Source organism: Mycobacterium bourgelatii (genome assembly GCF_010723575.1).
GTDB lineage: Bacteria > Actinomycetota > Actinomycetes > Mycobacteriales > Mycobacteriaceae > Mycobacterium > Mycobacterium bourgelatii.
This window is the reverse complement of the sequence record NZ_BLKZ01000001.1, coordinates 5,564,159-5,583,673: the sequence shown is the minus strand read 5'-3', so window position 1 is coordinate 5,583,673 and position 19,515 is coordinate 5,564,159. Positions and strand designations below refer to the sequence as shown.

Sequence of the window (19,515 nt, the reverse complement as noted above, 5' to 3'; positions counted from 1 at the left end):
TGGCGAACCTGCCACGACCGGTGCTCGCTGGCCCTCCTCACTAGCCGCGCGCGAGTCGCGGCACCGAAGCAGAAGCGACGTGAAAATGAACAACCTCCTCATTCCCAACCGGTCTCACTTCACCTCCGTCCGTCCGCGTCCCGCCCGGGAGCGCTACCGCCTCATCCCCGAGGGGTATCAACTCACGCCGGGCAGAAACCGCCACCCGGGCACCATCGTCGGCAACACCCCGGTGCTCTGGATACCTGGGACGTCGGAACCCGCCGAGGTGGCGGACCGCGGATTTTGGGCCAAGCTGGAAGGCTTCAACCCCGGGGGCATGAAAGACCGCCCCGCGCTGCACATGGTTGAGCGTGCCCGCGCTCGAGGTGACCTTGCACCCGGGGCAGCGATCATCGAATCGACCAGCGGCACGCTCGGATTGGGCCTCGCCCTGGCGGGCCAGGCGTATGGTCACCCCGTCACTTTGGTCACCGACCCGGGACTGGAGCCGATCGTCTCGCGCATGCTCGCCGCCTACGGTGCCCGCGTGGACATGGTGACCGAGCCACATCCGATCGGGGGCTGGCAGCAGGCCCGAAAGGACCGGGTCGCGGAGCTGCTAGCCGCTGACCCGGGCGCCTGGAATCCCAACCAGTACTCCAACCCTGACAACGTGACTGGGTACCGTTCGCTCGCAATGGAGTTGATCGCCCAGTTGGGGCGGGTCGACGTCCTGGTGTGCTCGGTGGGTACGGGGGGACATTCGGCGGGTGTGGCCCGCGTGTTACGCGAATTCAACCCAGCCATGCGGTTGATCGGGGTGGACACCATCGGTTCCACCATCTTCGGACAACCCGCGTCGATCCGGCTGATGCGCGGACTCGGTTCGAGCATCTACCCGGACAACGTCGACTACGGCGCCTTCAATGAGGTGCACTGGGTCGCCCCCGCCGAAGCCGTGTGGACGGCCCGCGAGATGGCGGCCAACCACTACGCCAGCGGCGGCTGGAGTGTCGGCGCGGTCGGGTTGGTTGCCAAATGGGCGGCCAGGAACCTGCCGTCCGACACCACCGTTGCCGCGGTGTTTCCGGACGGGCCGGCCCGCTACTTCGACACCGTCTACAACGACGAGTACTGCGAGGAACACGGCCTGCTGGTGGGGCCGCCGGCTGATGAACCCGACCAGATTGCCTCCCCCGCTGAGGCGGTGGTAACCCGTTGGACCCGTACGACTGTGGTGCTCAATCCGGCTCAGGCGGTGGCGTGATGGAGGTGCTTTCGCAGTTTCGCAGTTTCAACCGCCCCAGCCAGGTGCTGATGATCAATCAGTTCGGCATCAACATCGGGTTTTACATGTTGATGCCGTACCTGGCCGACTATCTGGCCGGGCCGATCGGCTTGGCGGCCTGGGCGGTGGGTCTGGTGCTCGGTGTGCGCAACTTCTCCCAGCAGGGCATGTTCTTCGTGGGCGGCACGCTGGCCGATCGGTTCGGTTACAAGCCAATGATCGTGGCGGGATGTCTGATTCGCACCGGCGGCTTCGCGTTGCTGGCCGTGGCCCAGTCCCTGCCCAGTCTGCTGATTGCTTCGGCGGCAACGGGTTTCGCGGGTGCGCTGTTCAACCCCGCGGTACGGGCCTACGTCGCCGCCGATTCCGGCGACCGCAAGATCGAGGCGTTCGCGGTGTTCAACATCTTCTATCAAGCCGGGATTCTGCTTGGTCCGTTGGTCGGATTGGCGTTGTTGATGCTGGATTTCCGCGCGACCGTATTGGGCGCCGCGATCGTGTTCGCCGTACTGACCGTGGCGCAGTTGTTCGCCCTACCGCAACACACGGCCGACCCCGATGCCGAGCGCACGTCGATCCTGTCCGACTGGCGGACGTTGGTTGCCAACCGGCGGTTCCTGGCGTTTGGTGTCGCGATGTCCGGTGCCTACGTGTTGTCCTTCCAGATCTACCTCGCGTTACCCATGCAGGCCGCGGTCCTCGCGCCCGGCCGCCAATCTCTCTTGGTGGCGGCGATGTTCGCGATTTCGGGACTGGTCGCGATAGCCGGGCAATGGCGCATCACCCAGTGGTTCGCAGCGCGCTGGGACCCGTCGCGCAGCCTCGTCGTGGGCGCGATGATCCTGGTGGCGTCGTTCGTTCCGCTGCTGCTGGTCCCCAACGGACAACGTCTCGGGAACACCGCCGCGATCACCGCGCTGCTGCTGTCCGCCGGTTTGCTCGCCGTTGCCTCGGCGGCGCTGTTCCCCTTCGAGATGCGCACCGTGGTGACCTTGTCGAACAACCGACTGGTGGCGACGCACTACGGGTTCTACAGCACCATTGTCGGAGTGGGCATCCTGGTCGGCAACATTGCGGTCGGCTGGCTCATGAGCGTGGCGCACCGTCTCGGTTCCGATGAAATCGTTTGGGGAGTGTTGATTCTCGTAGGAGTCGCAACGATCGCTGGGCTGTACCGCCTCGACAGACGCGCCGTCGATCAGCTCACGATCTGATAGAGCACTCGGGTGTACTTCTGCGTCCGTTCCGATCCGGCGGGGGTCACATGACCCATCCTGTTCATCACATAGGACATCGTCATCCGCCGGTCCAGGTCCATGATCACCATCGAGCCACCCCATCCGCCCCAATAGCAGATCCGCCCGTCCGGGATGTCCGGTACCGCTTCCGGTTTCGGGAGGGCGTATCCGATACCCCACCGGGCGGGCATGCCCAGCACCAGATCTATGCCGTTGGCCTGCTCCTGAAAGATCAGCTCAACCGTCTCGGGACGCAGCAGCTGGATGCCGTTTACTTTGCCGCCCAGTGATATTGCGGAAAGGCACCGCACCAGCGAGCGCGCATTGCCGTGCCCGTTGGCCGAGCCGATGTCCGCACGCCGCCAAGCGGTGGTCTGCGCCGTCAACGCGCCGTCAGGAGTCGGCGGAAGGGTGTCGAATGTCTTACGCATCGGGGAATCTTCGGGCATCAAGTCCAGCGGCAGGTCGAATGCGGGCGGCGAGACCAACTCGGCGATGCGGGTGTCGTCTTCGGGACGCGCGCCGATCTGGAAGTCGGCCGCTAGCGGTCCTGCAATCTCCTCGCGCACAAATTCTTTGAGTGTCATCCCGGTGATCCGGCGTACGAGCTCACCAACTATGTGGCCGATGGTAACCACGTGATACCCGGACGCGGTGCCGGGCTCCCACCACGGCGCCTGGGCGGCCAGTCGTGCGGTCGACTTGTCCCAGTCATACAACTCCTCGGTGCTGAACGGCGGCTCCCAGCCAGAAACCCCCGAGGTGTGGCTCAAGACGTGTCGTACTTCGATGGTGTGCTTGCCGTTTGCGGCGAACTCCGGCCAGTATTGGGCCACCGGGGCGAAAGGATCGAGTTCGCCGCGGTCGATCAGCAACAGCGCCGCCAAAGCGGTGATGTTCTTGGTGCTGGAAAAGACGTTGACGATCGTGTCCCGATCCCATTGTCGGGTTTTTGCGCGGTCGGCATATCCGCCCCAGATATCGACGACTGACTCCCCATCGATGTCGACCGTTATGGCCGCGCCGAGTTCACCGCCGGTGGTGAGCTCTTCTGCCAGAGCGACGGCGAGGTCGCTGAAACGTGGGTCGTGATGTCCGGCGAGGACGGAATCCACCGCACAGAACTGCTGGGTCATTGTGATCTCCTCGGTAGTGGTCCTTCGACTATGCGGCGCGGACTGTCCGCCGGTCATTGGTCGGATCGCGTAAATGCGTACGGCGGCGGCGCGGAGCGCCTATACGCGTTTGTGCTGATGTGGCAGCGCCCCGGCGCGGGGGAAGCTGGCTAACATGGGTGAAACCGATCCCCGCGCGGATGTGCCACCGGTGAACTGGAGCGAGCCTGGCGTGAGCGAACTGCCGACCGGAACGGTGACGTTGCTGCTGGCCGACATCGAAGGATCCACCGGCCTCTGGCAATCCTGCGCAAGCGAGATGACCACGGCCGTGGCACGTCTCGACGCGACATTGTCACGACTGGTGGACGCCCACCACGGGGTGCGCCCAATGGAGCAAGGCGAGGGCGACAGCTTCGTCATCGCTTTCGACCGCGCAAGCGACGCCGTAGCGTGCGCATTGGCGTTGCAGCGCGCCCCGCTGGCACCCATCCGCCTGCGCGTTGGAATCCATTCCGGTGAGATCCAACTGCGGGATGACGCGAGCTACATCGGCCCGACCATCAACCGCGCGGCGCGGGTGCGCGATTTGGCGCACGGCGGACAGACCGTGCTCACCGCCGCCGTCGAGCAATTGGTGGTCGATCTCCTGCCGCCCGGAGCGTGGCTGGCCGACTTGGGCAGTCATCACCTGCGCGATATTCCGCGCCCCGAGCGCATTTTCGGCCTATACCATCCAGATCTGCCCGTCGACTTCCCGCCGCTGCGCTCCACGAGCGCCGCCACCACAACGGCATTCCCGATCCTTTTGACCAAGTTCGTCGGCCGCACCCGCGAAATCGCAGAGCTGGCGAGGCTGCTCCACGAGCATCGGTTGGTGACGTTAACCGGTGCGGGCGGCGTGGGTAAGACCCGGTTGGCGGTTCAGCTCGCGGGTCAGGAGTCGGACGTGGTGGGCGAGTCGGTCCACTACGTTGATCTGGCTCCCATCAACGACCCCGACCTGGTGGCGGCGGCGATCGCCAAAGTCTTTGGCCTGCAGGATCAATTGGACCGGTCCGCGATCGACAGCATCAACGCTCGGATAGGTGACCGTCGTTTGCTGATCGTGCTGGACAACTGTGAGCACCTGCTAGAGGCCTCTGCGGCGGTTGTCGTTGCGCTACTGGGTAATTGTCCCAATGTGCGGGTGTTAGCCACGAGTCGCGAGCCACTGCGCATCGCATCCGAGGTCAATTGGCAGGTGCCCTCACTCGGACTCGCGGACGAGGCCGTCGAGTTGTTCACCGACCGTGCCCGCCAGGTCCGTCCCGACTTCACCGTCAACGACGGCAATGTCAGCGCCGTTCACGAGATCTGCCGACGCCTCGACGGTATGCCCCTCGCGATCGAACTTGCCGCCGCTCGGATGCGGGCGATGTCGGCCGCCGACATCTGCGACAGTTTGAATGACCGATTCATGCTGCTCACCGGCGGCGCGCGCAGCGCGGTGCGTCGGCAACAGACGTTGCGGGCATCGGTGGACTGGTCCCACTCGATGCTGGCCGCGGCCGAGGCGACGCTATTTCGCCAATTGGCGGTTTTCGCGGGGGGTTTCGACCTCGACGCGGTGGTGGCGGTGTGCGGTGACGGCGTAATGCAGCGCTATCACGTGCTCGACCAGCTGACCTTGCTGGTGGACAAGTCTCTGGTGCAAGCCGACAACACCGCGGAACGGACACGCTACCGGATGCTGGAGACGATCCGCGATTATGCGCTGGAGAAACTTGTTGAGGCCGGCGAAGCTGACGCGCTGCGGCGCAGACACCGCGATTACTACACGGCGCTGGCCGCCGGGCTGGAAGCGCCTGCGTGCAACAGTTTCCGACGGGTCGTCGCCAACGTCGAGGCTGACATCGACAACCTGCGGGCGGCGTTCGCCTACAGTCGCGAAAGCGGTGAGCCCGCCCGGGCGTTGCAAATGGCGTCCTCGCTGCTGCCGCTGTGGGAGGGCCGGGGCCAGCTGCGCGAGGGACTGAAGTGGTTCGACGCGATCTTCGACGACGAGGGCGTTGACCTCGACGCCATCGAGCCGGCCTTGGCCGTTCGCGCACTAGCCGACAAGGCGGTACTCGATTCCTTGGTCGCGGCCTTCGACACTGGCAAGCGGGCGCAGCGCGCTCTCACACTGGCTCGCGAACTCGATGACCCTGCGTTGCTGGCTCGGTCGCTCACCGCGTGCGGCTGCGTCGCGGGCCTCGACTTCGAATCCGCTGCAATATATTTCGCTGAGGCAAGCGAGCTGGCTCGGGTGACCGGAGATGATTGGCGGCTCAGTCAGATTCTGAGTCGACAGGCATACCTGGCTGCGATGCAAGGCGACCCGGCGGCCGCCAGCGCGCTCGGCACTGAGGGTGCTGACCTGGCTGAAGCCCTCGACGACTGGCCTAAAGCGCACATATGTCGCTGGGCGATCGGCATGGCGCAGATGCTTCGCGCCGACTTGACCGGTGCCATCGACACCTGCCGAGAGTTGTTTGCCGCTTGCGAAGCAAGCAGTGACATCCTCGCCATGATGCTGAGTCTGATCACCCAGGGCTGTGCCTTGATCTTCCGGGGCGACGTTGCGGCCGCCCAAGAGGTCGGCCGATCCGCGATCAGTGCCGGAGCAGAACTCGACGCCGTGCTGGAACGTGCCGCTACCACCGTCCTGGCGATGGTTGCCGTAGCCAACGGTGATGCGCCCGCTGCACGCGAACTCGGCATGAAGATCTGGGAACTCCCCGGTGTTCACCGCGGCTCGGTGGCGGTCAGCGCGGTCGCCATGTGCGCCCACGTCGAGGGCGACCTGGCCAGGGCGCAGGAACTGGCCGACGAAGCCGTCGCCACCCTCGCCGGGTGGCACAAGTCGTGGGCATTGTGCACTCGTGCATACATCGCCGCTGACCTGGGCGACCACGACCGGTCGCGACGCGACGCGCAGCAGGCATTGTCGATTCTGGCCGACACACAAAGCCGGCTTTGTCTCCCAACCATATTGGAGTGTCTGGCGAGAGCAGCGATCAATGACGGTGGCCACGCTGAGGCGGCCCGACTCCTTGGAGCTGCCGACGCCGTCAGCAACCGTACCGGTGAATCCCGGTTGCCCATCTACCAAGCGGGGTACGAAGCTGCCGTGGAGGCTTGTCGTAATGGCCTCGGGTTGGATGAATTTCAGGCCGCATGGGCAGACGGCGCCGCGCTGTCCGACGAAGACGTCATCAGCCACGCGTTGCGCGGGCGCGCCGACCGGAAACGACCGGCGACCGGCTGGGCGTCCTTGACCCCTGCGGAGCTCGACGTGGCGCGGCTAGTCAGTGAGGGCCTGTCCAACAAGGACATCGCCGAACGACTCTTCATTTCCCCGCGCACCGTGCAAGCCCACCTCACGCACATGTACACAAAGCTGGGTTACAACTCACGTGTGCAGCTGGCGCAAGAGGCTGTGCGCCAGAACAGCTCGTTCTAGACGACCGTCAGACCGCGGCACCGCCGCCGTCGACATGCAGGGTCGAACCGGTGACAAAGCTGGCTCGCGGCGAGCTGAGGAAGAGCACTGCCTCGGCGATCTCGGATGCAAATGCGGTGCGTCCCAACGGCAAAGCCCGGCCGAGCTCTTCGTTGGTCTCACCCCACTCGGCGGCTACCCCGGGAGTGCGAGTGGGACCCGGCGCCACGCTGTTCACCCGTACGCCGCTCGGACCGAATTCCGCGGCCCAGCTACGGGTTAACGATTCCAATGCGGCCTTCGAGGCGCTGTAACCCGACGCGCCGGGTATGCCCTTGAACGCGGCCATCGTGGTGACGTTGACGATGCTGCCGTGTCGACGCTGCAACATTCCCGGAACCAAGCCGGCGACAAGGAAGTACGCTCCGCGAACGTTCGTGTCGAACATCGCCTCGAAGCTCGGCATCTTCTGGTCGACGGTCAATGCCGACGGAAAGCTGGCGGCGTTGTTGACGATGATGTCGACCACACCGCACTGCTGCACCAGCGATTCCACCGACTCGGCGTCGTTCATGTCGGTCTGGACGAAACGAGCATTCGCGCCGATGGCCTCGGCCGCTCGCTCGCCCCTGGCCGGGTCGCGCCCGGAGATGATGACGGTGGCGCCCTCACTGGCGAGCAGTCGCGCCGACTCTAGGCCGATGCCTGCGGTCCCACCGGTTACCAATGCGGTGTGGTCGATCAGTTCCATCAGGAGTCGCTCCTTTGAGACGCGCCACTACGCGCCACTGGGCACCTGCGAGGCCAGCCAGTCGCTGAATTTGGTGGGGTAAATCGTCGCCTCTTCGCCCTCGATGGGAACGATGCTCTTTTCATCCAGCACCGCACCGTAATAACGAGCAGCGGGGTCGGTCACCACTCGGCGCGGATCGCCAGTTGCCGCGAAGCGGTCGCGGATGAAGTCATCCATGCCTTGCCTCTCGGGGCCGGCAATATTGATCACCCCGTTGACCGGTTCGCCTAATGCCGCACGCGTGACCGCAGTGGCGACATCCGCGGCGGCAATGGGCTGGAACGCCCCGTGCGGTGCTCGAACGGTGTCGGCTTCGGTCAATGAATCGGCAATGCCCCCAACGAATTCGAAAAACTGCGTAGCGCGCACGGTCGTGTATGGAGATCCCGATTCGGCGAGCACTTTCTCCTGCGCGATCTTCCCGCGCATGTAGCCGCTCTGAGCCGCCCGGTCGGCCCCCACTATCGAGAGCGCAACGTGATTCTTGACGCCGGCGGCCTGCTCCGCTTCCAGCAGGTTGCGGGTGGAGGTGGTGAAGAAGTTCAGCACGTCCTCGTCGGACCACGACGGCGAATTCGACACGTCCACCACCACGTCGGCGCCCTTGACGGCCTCGGCGACGCCTTCGCCGGTCAACGTGTTCACACCCGAACTCGGCGACGCCGATACCGCCTCGTGGCCCTGTTCGGAAAGCATGCGCACCACCTGCGACCCGATCAGCCCGGTCCCGCCGACCACCAAAACCTTCATGAGTACGCCTCCCGATGTTGCGCGATGAACTGGTACGTCCAGCATCGCCCCACCCCTGGGTCGCAGGAACCCTTGAAAGTCCGTAGTTCACCCCGTGACGGCGCCACGCAGTTGCCGACGCGACTTGATGCCGAGCTTCACGAACACCTTGCGCAGATGCCATTCCACCGTGTGGGTACTGATGAACAACTGCGCCGCGATCTCCGGGTTGGTCAGGCCTTCACCGGCCAGCCGAGCGATCTGCGCCTCCTGGGCCGTCAACTCGCTACCCGATGCGGTCGAGCGCTTGCTCACCTTCTGTCCCGTCACCAGCAGCTCGCGGCGGGCGCGCTCGGCGAACGCGTCGGCGCCCATTCTCAGAAACATCTCGTGCGCATTGTGCAGCTGCGCGCGGGCATCGACGCGGCGGTTGCATCGGCGCAGCCACTCCCCGTAGATCAGATGGGCTCGGGCGAGGTGGACCGCGATCCGGGTGTTGCCCAGCTTGTCGATCGCCTCCTGGTAGAGGCTTTCGCAGTTCGAATCATCGGCCAACAGCGCCTGAGAGCGAGCTAAAATGCCAGCGGCCCAATCTGTTTCGCTACCCATCGCGCGCACTTCCAGTTGCCATAGCGCATCCAGCGCCGGCTGCCGCTCGCCGATTCGGGCACCTGCCTCGATGAGTTCGACGAGGGACCAGCCGAACAGGCCCAAGTCCTCGTCCTCGCACGCCCGACGGGCGGCGGTGAAGGCGTCCTCGTAACGTCCAAGCCCGTTGTACAACAGGGCAGCGGTGTAACTGGTCAAGCCGACCACGCGCCCCTCGCCGCGGGCGACCCCGTCCGCGAGCGCCGACTCGATCAGCTGCAACCCGTCGGCCTCGGCGCCGCGCAAGGCCGCCAACAAGACCGAGTGATATTTGAGCGGCGCGTAGCCCGTTGCCGCGGTGATGGCATCGGCTTCCTCGATGAGTGCAGAGGCGGCGGCGAATTCGCCGGCCTGGACGTGCACGCCCGCGCGGTAGACCAGCGCCATCGGCAATATGGCAAGCGCCCCCGAGTCGCGGGCCAGCCGCACCGCGTGGGTGGCCAGGTGGTGCCAGGTCTCGTCGTCCCACAATTCGTGCGCGGCCGATTCCTGGACGATGGGGAAGGCCTGCCAGAACCATCGCAGGCCGTCGGCGTCGTCGCGCTCGGCTTCCGTACACAGCAGGGCCAGCGCGTCGCGCAGCGTCGACAGGCTCGCCGCGTGACCGTCGGTGGCCCGGATGGCGATGCCGTCCAGCAATATGTCCACGGCCCGCACCGGCGAGGGTGCCGGGGGAGCCGTGCGCGCCGCGGCCGCCGTCATCGGGATGCCGCCGTACGGGCACAGTCGGCCGCCGAACAACGCTGCCCCCAGGGCCTCCAGGTATGTCTCCCTGCACTGCGCGATGTCGAGATCGGCGAGTTGTCGAGCCGCGTCGAGCAGGCCGACTGCTGCATCCGACACCGTCGGCGCATCAGCCTCACCGCTGCGGCTCCTGGCGAATACGATCTGGGCGCGCAGTCTGGCGATCCGGGCCTGCTGCAACGTGTCCAGTGATGCGGATTCCGCGACCCTGATCAACTCGTCGGCGGCGTCGAAGGCGGCGGCGTCGCGCTTGGCCTGAGCGGCGGCAAGTGCTCGGGCACCGCGGCGCGCCGGATCGGAGGTCAGCTCGGTGGCACGCGCCAAGAATGCGGCCGCGGCGGCCATGCCCCCGCGGGCCTGGGCGCGGTCCGCCGAGCGCTCGAGTTGAACCGCGACCGATTCGTCGGGGCCATCGGCAGCAATGGCGAGATGCCACGCGCGCCGGTCCGGGTCGGCGTCGGCGTCGGTTGCCTCGGCCAGCGCTCGGTGGGCTCGTCGGCGTTCCATCAAGTCCGCGCTGCGGTACGCGGCCGAGCGCACCAGCGGATGGCGGAACCGCACCCGGGTGCCGACATCGATCAACCCCGCCGCCTCGGCTCCGGTCGCCGCGTCGTGGGGCAGGCCCTGCTGGTCGGCCGCTCTCATCAGCAGCGCGGCGTCGCCCACCGGCTCCGCGGCGGCGGTCAGCAGCAGCTGTTGGGTATGGCCCGACAACGAACGGATCCGCCGGACGAACGCCTGCTCGATCTGGCCGACCAGCGGCCGTGCGTCGGGGCGCCCGAACCCGCCCGCTAGCTCCTCGACGGTCAAGCCCTTCGGCAGTTCCAACAAGGCCAACGGATTGCCCCGAGTCTCGGCGACGATGCGGTCGCGTACCTGGTTGTCCAGCCGGCCGGGGATGACCGAATCCAGCAGCGCGCGAGCATCGGCGGCGTTGAGCCCCGGCACGTTGAGCTCTGGTAGACCGGCCAATTCGTCGCTTCGTTCCTCGGGGGAGTCGTCGCGTACCGCAAAGATCATCGCGACCGGCTCGGCGATCAGGCGGCGGGCCACAAACGCCAACGTTTGCGCCGAGACGCGATCGAGCCACTGCGCATCGTCGACGAGCGCGATGAGGGGCCGGGTTTCGGTCGCCGCGCCAACCAGAGTCAGCACGGCCAGACCGACCAAGAAGCGGTCGGGCGCCGAGCCGGCCTTGCGGCCGAACGCCACGTCCAGCGCATCGCGCTGCGGCGCCGGCAAGTTGCCGATGCAGTCCATCAACGGCGCGCACAGCTGGTGCAAAGCGGCGAACGGAAGTTCCATCTCGGATTCCACACCAGCCACCCGCGTCATTCGGAACCCCGAGGCTCCCTCGGCGATGAAGTCCAGCAGCGCGGTCTTGCCGATACCCGCCTCGCCGCGCAACACGAGCACCTGGCTCCGGCCCGAGCGAGCCAGGGACGTCGAACGTTCCAGAGTCGTGCATTCCGCTCGGCGACCCTGCAAACGTAAAGCTCGATCGGTACTTACCACTGTTGCCGATGACCCTACCCATTGCGGGGAGCGCGGTGTTAAATCAATTGCTTGACTTAATATGGGCGACGCCGATTAACTCGTCGTGTGGTCAACGAACTGGCTGACAAGGTCGCCATTGTCACCGGCGGAGCCTCTGGTATCGGTCGCGGTCTGGTCGAGCGGTTTGTGGCCGAAGGTGCCCGGGTGGTCATCGGCGATATCGAAACCGACGCAGGGGAAGCGCTCGCGGATGCGCTCGGTCCCGCGGCGCTGTTCCAGCGGACGGATGTCGCCGATCCTGGACAAGTAGCCGGGCTGGTGGCAACGGCGGTCGAGCGTTTCGGCGGTCTGCACGTGATGGTCAACAACGCCGGAATTTCGGGACCGCTGCGTCGCTTGCTCGACGACGATTTCGCAGATTTCCACCGCGTCATGGCAGTCAACGTCCTGGGGGTAATGGCCGGGACCCGCGATGCCGCCCGCCACATGTCCGCGAACGGCGGCGGGTCCATCATCAACCTGACCTCTATCGGCGGCATTCAAGCCGGCGGCGGGGTGGCCACCTACCGGGCGTCCAAGGCGGCGGTCATCCAATTCACCAAGTCGGCGGCAATCGAGTTGGCATCTCACGAGATTCGCGTCAACGCCATCGCGCCGGGCAACATACCGACGCCCATCCTGGCGTCGTCGGCCGAGGGCATGGACCGCGAGGAACTCGAGCGCTTCGAGGCGCGCATCCGACAGACCATGCGTGACGACCGGCCCCTCAAGCGTGAAGGGACGCCCGAGGATGTCGCCGAGGCGGCGTTATATCTCGCCACCGAGCGGTCGCGCTACGTCACCGGAATCGTGTTGCCGGTCGACGGCGGGACGGTGGCGGGCAAGGTGATCCGGTCCAGCAAGCGTCAAGGCTGATTGCAGCCTCCGCGCTGAGCGTCGACGAAGACAGGTAGTCGACTACGCATGTGCTGCGTGGTCCCGGCGCCAAGGATTCAAGGCGAAGGCTTAATAACGGCACTTCTCCTAGTCACCGCCCGGGGGCCGCCATGACAATCACTTTTAATCGACCGATCTGCCCGAACGTCCTTGATGCCGATCTACCGGAGATCGACTACGAGGATTGCCAGAGCCCCGATGAGGCTCATGAGATCATCAGCGAGGCGCGCCGCCGAGCACCGATTGCTATCGGCCCGCACGGACCGGAGGTGCTGACCTACGAGCTCGTCCGAAATGTGCTGCGTGACCAACGCTTCCGGGTCCCGCAAGGCATGTTTCTGGCCTCTCAAGGAATCACGAGTGGTCCGCTCTGGGACCGGGTCGCTACCAGCCTTATCAGTCTCGACGGGTCAGCGCATCACCGCTTGCGGCGACTGGTCTCCAAAGCCTTCACCCCACGCGCCACCGCGCGCCTACGCACGACGGTCGTCGACGTGATCAACGAGCTCCTAGACCGCCACACGGGCAGCGGACATTGCGATGTGGTGACCGACATCGCCCGCCAATACCCGATCCCGATCATCTGTGCGCTCCTGGGCGCACCGTCGCAGGATTGGGAGCTGTTCTCCACCTGGGCAGACGACATCTTCAAGGTCTTCGACTGGAACGTCGCCGAACACGAGCGGGTCATCCTGGCAGGGTGGGAGGCGCTCGACGCCTACATCGACGACATGGTCACCGACCGACGCCAAACATTAACCGACGACCTCATCTCCGACTTGATCCGCGCCGAGGACGACGGCGACAGCCTCAGCGCCGACGAGCTGCGGATGCTGGCAGCGGGGCTGTTGATGGCCGGCACCGACACCACGCGAAATCAGCTCGCCGCCTCGGTGCAGGTGTTAGTTGACCATCCTGAGCAGTGGGCCCTACTTGGCCAACACCCCGAGCTTGCGACGAACGCGGTCGAGGAGACGATGCGCCATTCGCCCATCGCGCCCGCGATGCTCCGCATCGCTCTCGAGGACGTAGAACTTGCCGGCGTCATGATTCCGGCCGGCACTCTGGTCCTGGCGAATATGGCGGCGGCGAACCGCGACCCCGCCGTGTATGACGATCCCGACCGCCTCGACATCACCCGCGATGACGCACCGGCGATGCAGACATTCGGTGCCGGCATGCACTACTGCCTCGGTGCGAATCTCGCCAGACTCGAACTAGCCGAGGCACTTTCGACCATGGCGCGGCGCATGCCCAAGGCTCGGCGCACCGGTCCGGCTCCGTGGAAACCGCTGAGCGGCATAAGCGGACCGACCACGCTGCCAATCGGGTTCGACTCCGAAAGGCCGGCGGCCTAGCGCGAGCGGAGCTGCATTAAATCAATCGCTTGACTTAAAACCGTGCATTCGGTTGACTGGCGGAGTGACCACTCTTGGCAGGCCCGTGCGCAGCGAGCGGGCCAGCTCCACGCAGGAGGCCATCCTGGTGGCGGCCGAGCGGTTGTTCGCCGAGCACGGTGTGTTCGCGGTTTCCAATCGGCAGGTCAGCGAGGCCGCCGGCCAGGGGAACAACGCCGCGGTGGGTTACCACTTCGGCACCAAGACCGACCTGGTCCGGGCAATTGAGCAGAAGCATCGTGGCCCCATCGACCAACTGCGCGAGCAGATGGTCGCGGCCTTGCCCGCGTCGGCCGGGATGCGGGACTGGGTGGCCTGTCTGGTCCGACCGCTGACCGACCACTTGGAGGAACTCGGCAACCCGACGTGGTACGCACGCTTTGCCGCGCAGGCCATGACCGACCCCGCCTACCACAACATCGTCGTCAAGGACGCGCTCAGCTCACCGTCGCTGGTGCAGGTGATCGACGGCATCAACAGCTGCCTGCATGACCTGCCGGTGAGCGTCCGCTCCGAACGAAACATCATGGCCCGCAACCTGTTGATGCACACCTGCGCGGATTTCGAGCGTGCACTCGCGGCAGGCGCAGCGGCACCGCGCTGGTCCTGGCGGGCGGCGGCTGCTGGCCTCATCGACGCGATCGTGGGCCTGTGGTTGGCACCCGTTACTGATCCCGATCAAAGGCCGGAGTAAAGGTCCGAATAAGAGCAAGCTTATGAAAGTGACTGTAAACCACGATATTTGCGCCTCATCGGGCAACTGCGTCATGAACGCGCCGGAGGTGTTCGACCAGCGTGATGAGGACGGCGTCGTCGTCCTGCTCAACGCGAACCCTCCGGCCGAGCTGGCCGAGGGCACCCGCAAAGCCGCCGCGTTTTGTCCCGCGATGGCGATCCAGATCGAGGAGTGACCGTGTCGGAAACGCTGGCAACCACACCGGATGTCGACCCCGGGATACCCGACTATCCGATGGCCCGCTCGGCTGCGTGCCCGTTCGCGCCGCCTCCGGACGTGATAGCGCTGGCCGCGGCCAAGCCGCTCAGTCGCGTCCGGATCTGGGACGGCAGCACTCCCTGGCTCATCACTGGTTACGAGCAATGCCGCGAACTGTTCTCCGACGCACGCGTCAGCGTGGACGACCGCATCCCCGGGTTTCCGCATTGGAATGCCGGCATGCTCGCCACGGTGCACAAGCGACCGCGATCGGTATTCACTTCCGACGGCGAGGAGCACACCCGCTTCCGGCGAATGTTGTCCAAGCCGTTCACGTTTCGCCGTGTCGAAGGTCTGCGTCCCACCATCCAGCAGATCACCGACCAACACATCGATGCGATATTGGCGGGCCCGCAGCCGGCCGACATCGTCACCGCCCTGGCCTTGCCGGTCCCGTCGCTGGTGATCAGCCAACTGCTCGGCGTGCCCTACGAGGACGCCGCGCTGTTTCAGGAGCATGCCAACGTCGGTCTGGCCCGCTACGCGACGGGCGAGGAAACGGCCAAGGGCGCGATCAGCCTGTACAAGTACATCATCAAGCTGGTCGAGGCCAAGATGGAGAACCCGGCCGAAGACGCGGTATCGGACTTGGCCGAACGCGTCAAGGCCGGCGAACTCAGTGTCAAAGAAGCCGCACAGCTGGCCAATGGACTGCTGGTGGCCGGCCACGAAACCACCGCGAACATGATCGGGCTTGGCGTGCTCGCCCTGCTCGAAAACCACGACCAGGCAGCCGTATTGCGCGATGCCGAAGATCCCAAGATCGTCGCCAATGCGGTCGAGGAGTTGCTGCGCTACCTCAGCATCATCCAGAACGGTCAGCGCCGCGTCGCCGTCGAAGACATCCCCATCGCCGGCGAGGTCATCAAAGCCGGCGAAGGGATCATCATCGACCTGGCCCCGGCTAACTGGGACCCGAACGCGTTCACCGACCCCGATCGGCTCTATCTGCACCGGTCGGGCGCCGACCGGAATGTCGCATTCGGTTACGGCAGGCACCAGTGCGTGGGTCAGCAGCTCGCGCGTGCGGAACTGCAGATCGTCTACCGCACGCTGCTTCGCCGGATTCCCACGCTCGCCCTTGCCGTTCCGATTGACGAGATCCCCCTCAAACATGACCGGCTCGCCTACGGCGTCTACGAACTGCCGGTCACCTGGTGAAAGGTCAACGATGACAACAGCAAGCACCTTGTACCCGCCCGGAGGATTCGGCGCGCCAAAGGATCGGCGTGGGCACGCGAGCGGCAGCGACGTCGGTCTGCCCGAGGGCACCGTGGTGTTCTCCGCGGACAACCACATTTCCCTGGCCGCAGATATCTTCTACGAACGCTTCCCCGACGACCTCAAAGACAAGGCGCCGCGCATTTGGTACGAGGACGGCGCCTACCAAGTGGGTCGCAAGGGACAGTCTTTCCTGCCCGGCGATTTCAGTGCCGTGCTCATGCAGTACGACGACCTGCCGGGCGCGGCGAGCACCAACATCGAGGCCCGCATCGAGGAGTTGCGGGAGGACGGCGTCGACAAGGAACTCGCCTTCCCGAACGCCGTTCTGGCCCTCTTCCACTACCCCGACAAAAAACTGCGGGAGCTTGCGTTCCGGATCTACAACGAGTACATCGCCGAACTGCAGGAGCGTTCGAACGGTCACTTCTACGGCGCCGGACTGATCAACTGGTGGGATCCGGAAGGGACGCGCAAAACCCTTGCTGAATTGAAGTCATTGGGGCTCAAGACGTTTCTGATGCCACTCAACCCCGGTAAGGACGACGACGGCGTCCCGATCGACTACGCGAGCACCAAGATGAGCGCGGTGTGGGACGAGATCGAGGCTGCCGGCCTCCCGCTCACCCACCACATCGGCGAAACCCCGCCGAAGAGCCCTTGCGAATTCAACAGCGTCGTCGTCGGGATGATGATCAACATCGACGGCTTCCGGGAAACGTTCTCCAAGTACATCTTCGGCGGCATCCTCGATCAGCACCCGGCGCTGCGGATCGGCTGGTTCGAAGGCGGGATCGCCTGGGTGCCCTGGGCGCTGCAGGACGCCGAGCATCTGGTGGCGTCCTATCAGCACATGTTCAACCGGCCGTTGGAACACGACGTGCGCTACTACTGGGACAAACACATGAGCGCGTCGTTCATGGTCGACCCGCTGGGGCTGGAGTTGATCGACCGGATCGGCGTCAACAAGGTCATGTGGTCGTCGGACTACCCGCACAACGAAAGCACCTACGGCTACTCCGAGAAGTCGTTGGCAGCCGTCGTCAACGCCGTCGGGCCGGAGAAAGCGGTCCGCATCGTCAGCGACAACATCACCGAATTCCTGGGCCTGTGACCACTTTTGCAGACACCATTCCCGAGGTACCCGACCTGATCCGGATGCGCCGGGAAACCGGAGCGCGGCTGCGCTCCGCGATGGCCGAACGTGGCATCGACGCCCTGGTGCTGCTGGGAAACAACGCCGTCGTCTATGCCACGGGAGTGAGTTGGCCGCTGGGGGACGCGGGAGTGTCGTACGTGGAGCGACCGGTCGCCGTGGTGCTGGCGGACGACGCATCGCCGCACCTGTTCCTGCCGTTCCGTGAGGGCGCCTCGCAGGAGTCCGATCTGCCTGCCGACCACCTGCATGGGCCCGTCTATCTCGAATTCGACGAAGGCGTGGCGAATTTCGCCCGGGTGCTGACGGATCTGGTTCCGTCCGGCGCCACGGTCGCCGTCGACGAGTTCACCGGTGCCATGTCGCGCGCGCGGAACGTGTTGTTCCCCAACGCCGCCCCCGTCGACGCTGCGGCCGTGATCAGCGCCGCCAAAGCGATCAAGACCCCCGACGAATTGGCGTGCATCCGCACCGCGGTGCGGATCACCGACGAGGCGATGGTCGAAGTCCATAAGGCTCTGGCACCCGGGATTCGCCAGATCGATTTGTCGGCAACCTTTTTACGCCGAGCCTTCGAACTGGGCGCCATGGCCAGCATGCTCGAGCCGATCTGGCAGGTGATGCCGCCCAGCAAAGCAGAGGGTGTGTGGACGACTCATGGCGATCTCGCGCTGCCCCTGCTGACCACCGAGCGTGAACTTGCCGCCGGGGACGTGCTGTGGACCGACGTCAGCATCACCTACCACGGCTACTGTTCGGATTTCGGCCGCACCTGGATTGTCGGGCGGGACCCGACACCGCGGCAGCAGGCACAGTTCGACCGGTGGCAGGAGATCATGACTGCCGTGCTGAGCGTGGCCCGCGCCGGGACTACCGCTGCCGATCTGGGGCGCGCCGCCATCGAAGCCAACGGTGGCACTCGACCCTGGCTGCCGCACTTTTACCTGGGGCACGGCATCGGTGTCAACGCCGCCGAGATGCCGATGATCGGAACCGATCTCGGTGACGAGTTCGACGAAAACTTCGTCCTGGAACCGGGCATGGTACTGGTGCTGGAGCCGGTCGTGTGGGAGGACGGGACCGGCGGCTACCGCAGCGAGGAAGTGCTGGTGATCACCGAGGAAGGGTCGACACGATTGACCGACTACCCCTATGACCCCTATGTCTGTTGACGTCCTGCCCGACGACCGCGCCCTGCGCTGCGCACGACGGGAGCGGGCGCTGGCCCAGATGGCGGCCCACGACCTCGACGTCCTGGTCCTCGGGCGACAGGCCAACGTCCGATACGTTTCCGGCGCACCACAACTGTGGGTAGCGGGAACCCGGCCCTTTGGCCCCACCTGCGTGCTGGTACGCGAAACCGGTGCGATTCACTTGCTCAGCACCTGGGACGAGGGCGTTCCCGACGACATCCCGCACGAGAACCTGTACGGCATCTCCTGGAATCCGGCGAACACTATTGCGGCACTGCGGCGCATCGACGGCGCAGCAACCGCCAAGCGCGTCGGAACCGACGCCCTGTCACCGGTTTTCGCTCAGCTGCTGCCCACCGCGTTTCCCAAAGCCGAATTGGTTGACGGCGAACTGGCGATGCGGGCCGCGCGGCGGATCAAGACCGGCGAAGAGATCGCCGCGCTGCGCGAGTCTGTCACCGTGGCCGAAAAGGCGCTCGCCGCAGCGCTATCCGAACTGCAACCCGGTGTGAGTGAACAAACACTGGCGGGAGTTCTATTGGAGGCGTTGGCGGCCGGTGGGGTGAGCACGCCGTCGAATCAGGACGTCGCGTGGGTGACCTCGCGTGAGCATCCGTGGCGGCGCGTTACGGGCGACGGCCGCGTCCAAAGCGGCGATCTGGTGGCATTGTCCGCGGGCGTCCTGGCCGGTGGTTACATCGCTGAAGTGGGCCGGACCTGGCCCGTCGGCAGTATCGACGGCGCGGCAGCACTATACCGGCGCTGGGACCGGCTGTGGGACGGACTCTTTGCCGCCTGCCAACCCGGCGCGACCGCGAGTGGCCTACTCGCCGCCTACGACGCCGCCGGGGAGGCGCCACCGCCCATGCCGGTGGCGCGGGGCTTGGGCATGGGCTTCGACCCGCCCGTCATCTCGCCGCTGCTGCCGGAGACCGCCAAGGGTGAAACGTTGGACCCGGGCATGGTTCTCGCTGTCACCGGGTACGTCTGGGAGTCGGGAATTGGCGCCGTGTTCGGTCGCGAAGCGGTGTTGATCACCGACGACGGACCCGAGGTCCTGACCTCCAGCCCGTTCTGGCAGGAGTAGCCGTGCCCGCCGAAGCAGATGTGCCGGCGAA

The 19,515-nt window shown here is 65.5% G+C and carries 15 protein-coding genes; 11 read left to right on the top strand and 4 right to left on the bottom strand.

All coding sequences use genetic code 11. From position 1 onward, the window contains the following. Positions 1–85: 85 nt before the first annotated feature. Together G6N68_RS23895 and G6N68_RS23890 are read left to right on the top strand one after the other, a co-directional pair. On the top strand, positions 86–1,249 hold the full coding sequence (locus tag G6N68_RS23895) for a PLP-dependent cysteine synthase family protein (RefSeq protein WP_163718906.1): 1,164 nt from the start codon (positions 86–88) through the stop codon (positions 1,247–1,249). Beyond that, positions 1,249–2,484 (top strand): MDR family MFS transporter, encoded by a 1,236-nt coding sequence (locus G6N68_RS23890; RefSeq protein WP_163717609.1) that lies wholly within the window; start codon positions 1,249–1,251, stop codon positions 2,482–2,484. Before G6N68_RS23895 ends, G6N68_RS23890 begins: the two co-directional genes overlap by 1 nt. Here the strand turns inward: G6N68_RS23890 and G6N68_RS23885 are convergent. Then, on the bottom strand, positions 2,469–3,644 hold the full coding sequence (locus G6N68_RS23885) for a serine hydrolase domain-containing protein (protein WP_163717607.1): 1,176 nt from the start codon (positions 3,642–3,644) through the stop codon (positions 2,469–2,471). The two genes, G6N68_RS23890 and G6N68_RS23885, sit on opposite strands and share 16 nt — an antisense overlap. A 154-nt stretch (positions 3,645–3,798) precedes the next feature. Here G6N68_RS23885 and G6N68_RS23880 point away from each other — a divergent pair, with 154 nt between their 5' ends. Further along, positions 3,799–7,110: a helix-turn-helix transcriptional regulator gene (locus tag G6N68_RS23880; protein ID WP_163717605.1), complete on the top strand. Its 3,312-nt coding sequence runs from the start codon at positions 3,799–3,801 to the stop codon at positions 7,108–7,110. 7 nt (positions 7,111–7,117) lie between these two features. Here the strand turns inward: G6N68_RS23880 and G6N68_RS23875 are convergent, their stop codons facing one another. From G6N68_RS23875 to G6N68_RS23865, 3 genes are all read right to left on the bottom strand, one after another. Beyond that, positions 7,118–7,840, bottom strand: coding sequence for an SDR family NAD(P)-dependent oxidoreductase (locus G6N68_RS23875; protein ID WP_163717603.1), 723 nt, complete (start codon positions 7,838–7,840; stop codon positions 7,118–7,120). 27 nt (positions 7,841–7,867) lie between these two features. After that, positions 7,868–8,632 (bottom strand): SDR family oxidoreductase, encoded by a 765-nt coding sequence (locus G6N68_RS23870; protein WP_163717600.1) that lies wholly within the window; start codon positions 8,630–8,632, stop codon positions 7,868–7,870. An 87-nt stretch (positions 8,633–8,719) separates the two neighbouring features. Further along, the gene (locus G6N68_RS23865) at positions 8,720–11,491 is read right to left on the bottom strand and encodes a helix-turn-helix transcriptional regulator (RefSeq protein ID WP_163717597.1); all 2,772 of its coding nucleotides are present in this window, start codon (positions 11,489–11,491) and stop codon (positions 8,720–8,722) included. Positions 11,492–11,605: 114 nt separating this feature from the next. On the opposite strand from G6N68_RS23865, the gene G6N68_RS23860 reads away from it, so the two are divergent. From G6N68_RS23860 to G6N68_RS23825, 8 genes are all read left to right on the top strand, one after another. After that, entirely contained in the window at positions 11,606–12,415 is an 810-nt protein-coding gene (locus tag G6N68_RS23860) for an SDR family NAD(P)-dependent oxidoreductase (protein ID WP_163717596.1), read from the top strand. 131 nt (positions 12,416–12,546) lie between these two features. After that, complete coding sequence (locus G6N68_RS23855; protein WP_163717595.1) at positions 12,547–13,794, top strand: cytochrome P450; 1,248 nt, start codon at positions 12,547–12,549, stop codon at positions 13,792–13,794. Positions 13,795–13,858: 64 nt separating this feature from the next. Further along, positions 13,859–14,527 carry a TetR/AcrR family transcriptional regulator gene (locus tag G6N68_RS23850; RefSeq protein WP_163717593.1) on the top strand — a complete coding sequence of 223 codons (669 nt, stop codon included), beginning with the start codon at positions 13,859–13,861 and terminating at the stop codon, positions 14,525–14,527. Positions 14,528–14,549: 22 nt separating this feature from the next. Further along, entirely contained in the window at positions 14,550–14,744 is a 195-nt protein-coding gene (locus tag G6N68_RS23845; RefSeq protein WP_163717591.1) for a ferredoxin, read from the top strand. 59 nt (positions 14,745–14,803) lie between these two features. Continuing rightward, positions 14,804–15,988, top strand: coding sequence for a cytochrome P450 (locus G6N68_RS23840; protein ID WP_163718905.1), 1,185 nt, complete (start codon positions 14,804–14,806; stop codon positions 15,986–15,988). A gap of 112 nt (positions 15,989–16,100) precedes the next feature. After that, entirely contained in the window at positions 16,101–17,162 is a 1,062-nt protein-coding gene (locus G6N68_RS23835) for an amidohydrolase family protein (RefSeq protein ID WP_205351506.1), read from the top strand. 44 nt (positions 17,163–17,206) lie between these two features. Beyond that, positions 17,207–18,376: a M24 family metallopeptidase gene (locus G6N68_RS23830; RefSeq protein ID WP_163718904.1), complete on the top strand. Its 1,170-nt coding sequence runs from the start codon at positions 17,207–17,209 to the stop codon at positions 18,374–18,376. Then, complete coding sequence (locus G6N68_RS23825) at positions 18,366–19,484, top strand: M24 family metallopeptidase (protein WP_163717587.1); 1,119 nt, start codon at positions 18,366–18,368, stop codon at positions 19,482–19,484. The genes G6N68_RS23830 and G6N68_RS23825 overlap by 11 nt, the downstream gene beginning before the upstream one ends. The last annotated feature ends 31 nt before the right edge of the window (positions 19,485–19,515 follow it).